Source organism: Sulfuricurvum sp. (assembly GCF_022759005.1).
Lineage (GTDB): Bacteria > Campylobacterota > Campylobacteria > Campylobacterales > Sulfurimonadaceae > Sulfuricurvum.
On the sequence record NZ_JAEMQA010000042.1, the window covers coordinates 1 to 7,408 of the forward strand.

A 7,408-nucleotide genomic window follows, 5' to 3' on the forward strand; every position below is an offset into this window, starting at 1 on the left:
TGCCGTTTTTGGGATTTAGCAACCGGTGAAAAAATGGATAAAGACCGTTTTCGTCAAGGTCTCGGCGGGTTAAAAGTCGCGTACGAAGAAGTATTAAACAGAATTTTGGGGTAATCAAATGAAAGCTATTGTAAATGTATTTTTAAAAAACGGCGTGTTGGACTCTCAAGGAAAAGCGGTACATCACGCGCTTGCAAGTCATGGTTTTGAAAGCGTGAATGACGTACGTGTCGGCAAACAGATCATCATTGAGATGAACGAGAGCGATGCCGCTACCGCAAAAGAAAAAGTTGCCCACATGTGTGAAGAACTTTTGGCCAATACCGTTATCGAAGATTATGAGATTGAGATCCAAGCATGAAAGTCGGTATTATCCAATTTCCCGGTACAAACTGTGAATACGATACCCAACATGCCTTCGCATCTTTAGGATGTGAAACGGAAATTCTCTGGCATAAAAACGATACGATCCCATCAGGGTGTGATCTTGTCGTTGTAGCCGGCGGATTTAGCTATGGAGATTATCTTCGCAGCGGTGCAATCGCCAAAATGTCTCCGATCATGAAAGCGCTCAAAGTATATGCCAATAACGGCGGAAAAGTATTGGGTATCTGTAACGGCTTTCAAGTCTTGACCGAAACGGGACTTCTTCCGGGTGCACTCAAACGCAATGAGGGGCTTCACTTTATCTCTCGCCACCACCACCTCAAAGTAATTAACAATGATAACGATTTTCTGCGCCATTGTTCAATTGATCAAGTGTTGAACATTCCGATTGCGCACCATGACGGTAACTTTTACATTGATGAAAAGGGCCTCAAAGAGCTCTATACTCACAATCAAGTGCTTCTCAAATATACCGATGCCTCCGGAAAAATCGATAATCCGAACGGTTCGGTCGATAGCATCGCCGGAATCTGCAATAAAACCAAAAACGTATTCGGCCTCATGCCGCATCCGGAGCGCGCAATGGAAGCCCTTTTGGGCTCGGATGACGGAAAAGCAATGTTAGAGGGGTTCATAAACGCTTGAAAGCTTTAGCACTTTTGTTTTGTCTGATCGGACAACTTCTTATTGCAGAGCCTTCGGTACTCACCGACCCTCAATCCACCGCTGACAACTCTGCACAAACCGACCAAGACGGGGGAACGGATATCAATACCCTTTTTTCCGGAGTTAATACACAAGGAAAACTTAAATTAGAATTCAACAATCTCCCATCTCACCCTTACGTCGGTGAAATCATAGCCGTAAATGTCAAACTAACTCCGGTGGATTTGGCATCCGGTAATGTAGAGTATACCCTTAACAATGAATCGGGTGTTCGTATTTTCAGCGATACACCGCGGCGAAGTATTAAAGAAGACGGAGTATTTGACACATTTTATTTTCTTGTTCAGTCTCAAAATATCCGACTCCCTGATATTACCGCAACGCTGACATCCACGGGTGCTGTCTCAGAAACACTCACAGGAAGCGCATTGAGCGCTAAGACACTAAGCCCGCCGAACGGATTTGCCAACGTGTTAGCGGATAAATTTGAAGTGATCAACTACAAAACGACTCCGTACAATAACGAGAGCAATGTCGTCATTTTCTCCGTCAAAGCGTCTCGCTGTAACATCAGCGATTTTTCAATTCCGAATGCAATCAAACAAGGATTTGAATCGAAGCTCTCAAATGTCGGTGAGTCGCAAATGACCTACTATGCGATTATCCCAAATAGTGAGCAAAACCTTGTTTTCTCCTATTTCAATCTCCAAAAGCAGCGCTACGAACAAGTCACCATCCCTATCCAAGTCGATGATGATACCGTCTCAACCGGACAAAGCGATCTCTCTCCAACCGACGCTCGCCATACCGAGCTAAAAATCGGTGGTGCTGTTGTTGCCATATTAATGTTATTCGGGATGTTTTATTGGAGACGAAACAAATGGTATTTGTATTTTTCGGCACTGCCGATGTTCTATGTGGTTTATGTTCTCTTGCCGAACCAATCGGTGTGTGTTAAAAAAGATGCACCGATATATCTTTTGCCGATCAAAAACGGAACAATTTTTGAAATGACGCTCCAAGAAGAGCATTTGGAAGCCGAAAAAGAGGTAGGGGAATTTATCAAAATTCATCTCAGAGACGATAAAGTAGGATGGGTCAATAAACGTGATATTTGCACGAATTAAATGGCTTTACGCCATCATCGTCATCTTTAGCGGGATGACGCTGATGATAGCGACATTTCATCTTTTACCGAAACCGTACGCCGTCAAATTTTCAGCATGGTTTATCCGCCTTTTGGTATTTACCCCCGTCCGTGTCAAAGGGACTCCCGATCCCGATGTACAAATGTTTTTGATCAATCACCAAAGCGATATCGATATCGGTGTTATGGAGACGATCACCGATAAAGATTTAGCGTGGGTTGCAAAAAAAGAGCTCTTTGACGTTCCGTTCTTCGGACTTGTCGTTCGGCTTCCAAAGGATATTGCTCTTGAGCGCGAAAGCAAAACATCCCTCGTCAAACTGATCAAAGAGTGCAAAGACCGTCTTGATCACGGACGTGTTATCACCATTTTCCCAGAGGGAACCCGTACGGAAACCGGAAAAATGAAACCGTTCAAAGCGGGTGCAAAAATGGTGGCGGATAAATTCAATCTCAAAGTACAGCCCGTCGTTCTCATCGCGACGGCGCAGCATTTCAGCAACAAACGAAAGATCTTCCGATCTGGGACGATCACCGCAATTTATCTCGATCCGTTCACAGCCGATAAAAATAATCCTGAGTGGCTCAAAGAAACACAAAACAAGATGCAGCAGGTCTACGACTCCGAGGTGGCAGTTCTCCCGCAATACGCTTAAGAGAGCGTTATAATCTCATCAGCACACCACCGTGCCAAATCACCGTCATGAGTAATCAGCAAGACTCCCATCCCTTTGATATTTTCGACAATCAGTTTCATAATATCGAGTTGGTTGAGATTATCAAGCGCCGAGGTCGGCTCATCCAATAGAAGCAATTTTGGCTTCATTAAGAGTGATCGCAGAATCGAACAGCGTTGTAATTGTCCTCCGGAAAGTTTATGAGGCAGTGCATCCAAAAACTCTTCTCCCAGCCCCATCTGCACCATCAATGATTCATACCCTTCCATAGAGGCTACATCCATGATCTGTTCGCGGATTGTATAGGTAGGATGAAATGAGCTATAGGGGTCTTGAAACACCTGAGAAAGGGAAGACGATCGAATAGAACCCGAATGTGCTTTACGGTGCCCCAAAATGAGTTCAAATAATGTCGATTTCCCGACACCGCTTGGACCCACGATCGCTTTGATCTCCCCCTCGTTCAACGAGAGTGAAAAATCTTCAAATAAAAGTGTATTTTTTGTATATCCAAAAGATATATTTTGTATATCTAAAACACTACTCAACGAACCTGACCTTTACCGTACACTTTGTACTTATACGTGGTCAGCCCCTCGACCCCCATCGGCCCTCTGGCATGAAGTTTGTTGGTACTGATCCCAACCTCTGCACCGAATCCGAATTCTCCGCCGTCGGTAAAGCGGGTGGATGCATTGACATATACAGCAGCAGCATCGATGCTCTCCATAAACCGCTCGGCTGTTGTAATATTTTCCGTAATGATCGATTCGGAATGACCAGAACCGAAACGGACGATATGGCTGATTGCCCCATCAACACCGTCCACCACTTTAATATTCAAAACATTGGCAAGATATTCGGTATCAAAATCCTCATCGCTTGCTTCAGCTACTTCGATGATCTCACGGGTTAATACGCACCCTTTGAGTTGAGTATTTTCTCGATCAAATACCGCCTTAAACATCGGAAGTACAGATGATGCGATACCCTCATCAATCAACAACGTCTCAATCGCATTACAGGCTGAAGGGCGCTGCACTTTGGCATTCACCGCGATTTTCAGAGCATCTTCGATATTTGCATCTTTATCAATATAGAGATGACATTGCCCTTTGTCGTGTTTTACTACCGGAACACTGGCATTTTGACTGACAAAGCGGATGAGTGCTTCACCGCCCCGCGGGACGATCAGATCGACGTATTTATCCATCTTGATCAGTTTAGCCACCCCTTCACGACTCGAGTCGGGAAGCAAAGCAATCAGTTCTTTTGGCAAGTCGTTACGTATCAGTACCTGCTGCAATACATCGGCAATGATTTTATTGGAGTGTTCCGCCTCTTTTCCCCCTTTGAGGATGCACCCGTTCGAGCTTTTGAAACAGAGTGCAGCCGTATCGGAGGTGACATTCGGACGAGATTCATAAATGATACCGATCATTCCGATCGGGATACTCACTTTTTCAATTTTTAGTCCCGTCTCGGTAATCCAACCTTCGATGACTTTTCCCACCGGATCTTTGAGGGCGGCGATCTCTTCGATCGCAACCGCCATAGCGTTAATCCGTTTTTCATCGAGCATCAAACGGTCTTTAAGCGATGAGGAGAGGTTCTCTTTATCGGCTTTTTTCATATCGATCGCATTGGCTTCGATGATATTCATCGTATTAGCACGCAGTGCTTCGGCCATCTCACGCAATATACGGTTGCGTTCATTGCCGCTCATGGTTGCCAAAATACGGCTTGCTGATTTTGCTTTTTGTAAAAATTGTTCCATGATAGTTCCCTTTTATAAGGGATATTATAACAAATGCGTTCTAATTAACACACACCGAAGCGAGATTATTCAAAGATACGCTTTGATCTCATGCAACAATCGCTCCAGCTGGATTTTATAGCGGTCATAGAGACCAAAATAGCTCTTCTCTTGCGCGTCATTAAGAGAGTGTTTTAGATGTGACGCGGTATCACCGAGTGAATGAGCCCCGATATTTGCCGTTACACCGATAATGTCAAGGAGCAATGCATCGGCACTGCGTAGATCATGGGCGCGTAAAAAATCTCCCAATCGAACTGCCGAATCACCGTAATCACTGACAAATTCGGCTAAAATTTCTCGGTAAAATCTTTCGTCTCCTCCGCAAATTTGAACCCCTTCTTCAGAATCCAATATATTATTCACAGCAGTATGATGCTTGATTTGTTTTGTCGAATAGGCATAAAATATTTTATACAGTGCTTCCATTCTCAGAGGTTTAGCCAACTGCTCCGCCATCCCTGCACTCTCCATTTTTTGAATGTCATCAGCTCCGACATCTCCACTCAGAGCAACGACCAAAATATGATCATACTGAGGATTGGCGCGGATGATGCGGGTCGCTTCAAACCCATCGACTCTCGGCATATGGGCGTCCATCAAGATCATCAAAAAATTGCTGTCCCGTTGCAGAATCTCCAATGCTTCCTGCCCGTCGTTCGCCAAAACGATCTCAATACCGTATCCGGCCAAAAGACCTACAATCACTTTTTGATTGATCAGATTATCTTCCGCCACCAAAATTCTCTCTCCCGCAAACTCGGAAAAATTCTCTTTTGTGATTTTTCCAAGAGGCGGTACAGAGCGTTTTGGGATAGTGCAATCACTCTTTCGTCTGTTCGTTGACTCCAGCGCCTTTCCATCCGCAATCGGCGCTGCGGCGAGAGGCTCCTGGATTGATTTCACCTCTTTTTTAGGCTGCACAATTTCAGGTTCGCTAGATACATCTGGCTCGATTTTTTGAGCAGAACGTTTTTGTGCGATGACATAAAAAATTACGATCAATAGCGCTACAACAAGAATTACTATAAGAAAAAGTTGTAATTGTGCGGTCATTGATTACTCTTTTTTTCTTTTATCATACACTAATAATACGAAAAAAAGAAAGTATTTTATACTCGAGCACGGAGAATTTATCAAATTGAGAGAGTTCCCGCCTAAGCGGGGGAGGAGAAAATTTTACTCGATTTCCGCATCGATGACATCGTCATCTTTTTTCGCGTTACCTGAAGCGGCTTGTCCGCCCTCTTGCTGTTTGTACATTTGCTCTGCCATTTTGTGGCTTGCATCTGCCAATTTTTTGGTTGCCGCTTCGATCTCTTCTTTTGTAGCATCGGTATTTTTCAGCACCGCTTTAAGCTCTTCAAGGGCCGATTCGATAGAGGCTTTCTCGGATGCGTCGATTTTGTCTTCCATCTCTTTAAGAGATTTTTCGGTTTGGCTCGCCAACGCGTCCGCTTGGTTGCGAAGGTCAACAATCTCTTTGCGTTTCGCATCTTCGGCTTTGTGTTGCTCCGCATCTTGAATCATTTTGTTGATCTCTTCTTCACTAAGTCCAGAGCTTCCTGAAATCGTGATCGATTGCGATTTACCGGTTCCTTTGTCTGTTGAGCTAACCGTCAAGATACCGTTCGCATCGATGTCGAATGTTACTTCGATTTGAGGTACACCGCGTGGTGCCGCTGGGATACCGTTAAGCTCGAAAAGACCGAGTGATTTGTTATCACGGGCAAACTCACGCTCACCTTGAACAACCGAGATAGAAACCGCTGGTTGGTTATCTTCCGCAGTCGAAAAGATTTGCGATTTTTTAACCGGAATAGTGGTCCCTTTTTCGATAATTTTGGTCGCGATACCGCCGAGTGTTTCGATACCGAGTGACAATGGTGTAACGTCGAGCAAGAGAACGTCTTTAACGTCTCCGCGGAGAACCCCGCCTTGGATTGCCGCACCGGCTGCTACAACCTCATCCGGATTCACCCCTTTGTTGAGGGTTTTTCCGCCGAACTCGTCAGAAACCATTTTTTGTGCGATCGGAAGACGTGTTGAACCCCCAACCATGATGATCTCGTTGATCTCGTTTTTACTAAGCCCCGCATCTTTCATCGCGGTTTTGATGTGGTTGATCGTCTCTTTTACAAGCGTATCGATCATCCCCTCAAATTTTGCACGAGTGAGTTTTACGACCAAGTGTTTAGGACCTGTTGCGTCTGCCGTGATAAACGGAAGGTTGATCTCTGTTTCTTCTGCAGAAGAGAGCTCTTTTTTCGCATTTTCAGCCGCGTCTTTAAGACGTTGTAACGCCATTTTGTCCGCTTTGAGATCAATACCGTGGTCTGATTTGAACTCGCTTGCAAGAAAATCAACGATTTTATTATCAAAGTCATCCCCACCGAGGAACGCATTCCCATCCGTTGAAAGAACCTCGAAAGTTCCATCAGATATCTCAAGAACCGTAACGTCGAACGTTCCACCCCCGAGATCGTACACGAGAACTTTTTCATCCCCTTTTGAATCCAACCCGTACGCCAATGCAGATGCTGTCGGCTCATTGATGATACGTAGAACGTTAAGACCTGCGATGGTTCCTGCCTCTTTGGTCGCTTTACGTTGAGCATCGTTGAAGTACGCCGGAACGGTAATTACCGCGTCGGTTACGGATTGACCAAGGTAGCTTTCCGCATCTGCTTTCAATTTAGCAAGAATTTTTGCCGA

The 7,408-nt window shown here is 44.9% G+C and carries 9 protein-coding genes; 5 read left to right on the top strand and 4 right to left on the bottom strand.

What is annotated here, in order from left to right; translation table 11 throughout:
* From JHC35_RS02430 to JHC35_RS02450, 5 genes are all read left to right on the top strand, one after another.
* A partial coding sequence (locus JHC35_RS02430) for a phosphoribosylaminoimidazolesuccinocarboxamide synthase (RefSeq protein WP_295041805.1) occupies window positions 1-114 on the top strand: 114 nt, incomplete at its 5' end.
* Between the two features lie 4 nt (window positions 115-118).
* Window positions 119-361, top strand: a complete 243-nt coding sequence (gene purS / locus JHC35_RS02435) for a phosphoribosylformylglycinamidine synthase subunit PurS (RefSeq protein ID WP_295041797.1) — start codon at window positions 119-121, stop codon at window positions 359-361.
* A complete protein-coding gene (gene purQ / locus JHC35_RS02440; protein WP_295041798.1) occupies window positions 358-1,032 on the top strand; it encodes a phosphoribosylformylglycinamidine synthase subunit PurQ in 675 nt (224 codons plus the stop codon). Before purS ends, purQ begins: the two co-directional genes overlap by 4 nt.
* A complete protein-coding gene (locus JHC35_RS02445) occupies window positions 1,029-2,180 on the top strand; it encodes a hypothetical protein (protein ID WP_295041799.1) in 1,152 nt (383 codons plus the stop codon). The genes purQ and JHC35_RS02445 overlap by 4 nt, the downstream gene beginning before the upstream one ends.
* The gene (locus JHC35_RS02450; RefSeq protein ID WP_295041800.1) at window positions 2,161-2,856 is read left to right on the top strand and encodes a lysophospholipid acyltransferase family protein; all 696 of its coding nucleotides are present in this window, start codon (window positions 2,161-2,163) and stop codon (window positions 2,854-2,856) included. The genes JHC35_RS02445 and JHC35_RS02450 overlap by 20 nt, the downstream gene beginning before the upstream one ends.
* On the opposite strand, the gene JHC35_RS02455 is transcribed toward JHC35_RS02450, so the two are convergent.
* The 4 genes from JHC35_RS02455 to dnaK form a co-directional block, all read right to left on the bottom strand.
* Window positions 2,853-3,425, bottom strand: a complete 573-nt coding sequence (locus tag JHC35_RS02455; protein WP_295041801.1) for an ATP-binding cassette domain-containing protein — start codon at window positions 3,423-3,425, stop codon at window positions 2,853-2,855. The genes JHC35_RS02450 and JHC35_RS02455 overlap by 4 nt on opposite strands.
* Window positions 3,422-4,654: a glutamate-5-semialdehyde dehydrogenase gene (locus JHC35_RS02460; RefSeq protein ID WP_295041802.1), complete on the bottom strand. Its 1,233-nt coding sequence runs from the start codon at window positions 4,652-4,654 to the stop codon at window positions 3,422-3,424. The genes JHC35_RS02455 and JHC35_RS02460 overlap by 4 nt, the downstream gene beginning before the upstream one ends.
* A 69-nt stretch (window positions 4,655-4,723) precedes the next feature.
* A complete protein-coding gene (locus JHC35_RS02465) occupies window positions 4,724-5,749 on the bottom strand; it encodes a response regulator (RefSeq protein WP_295041803.1) in 1,026 nt (341 codons plus the stop codon).
* A 123-nt stretch (window positions 5,750-5,872) separates the two neighbouring features.
* Window positions 5,873-7,408 (bottom strand): molecular chaperone DnaK (gene dnaK / locus JHC35_RS02470; RefSeq protein WP_295041804.1); only part of this gene is annotated, 1,536 nt, incomplete at its 5' end.

Bases quoted from the DNA above. Each gene is read 5' to 3' on its own strand.
- JHC35_RS02460 (WP_295041802.1), bottom strand. From the start codon at position 4,654: ATGGAACAATTTTTACAAAAAGCAAAATCAGCAAGCCGTATTTTGGCA.
- JHC35_RS02465 (WP_295041803.1), bottom strand. From the start codon at position 5,749: ATGACCGCACAATTACAACTTTTTCTTATAGTAATTCTTGTTGTAGCG.
- purQ (WP_295041798.1), top strand. From the start codon at position 358: ATGAAAGTCGGTATTATCCAATTTCCCGGTACAAACTGTGAATACGAT.
- purS (WP_295041797.1), top strand. From the start codon at position 119: ATGAAAGCTATTGTAAATGTATTTTTAAAAAACGGCGTGTTGGACTCT.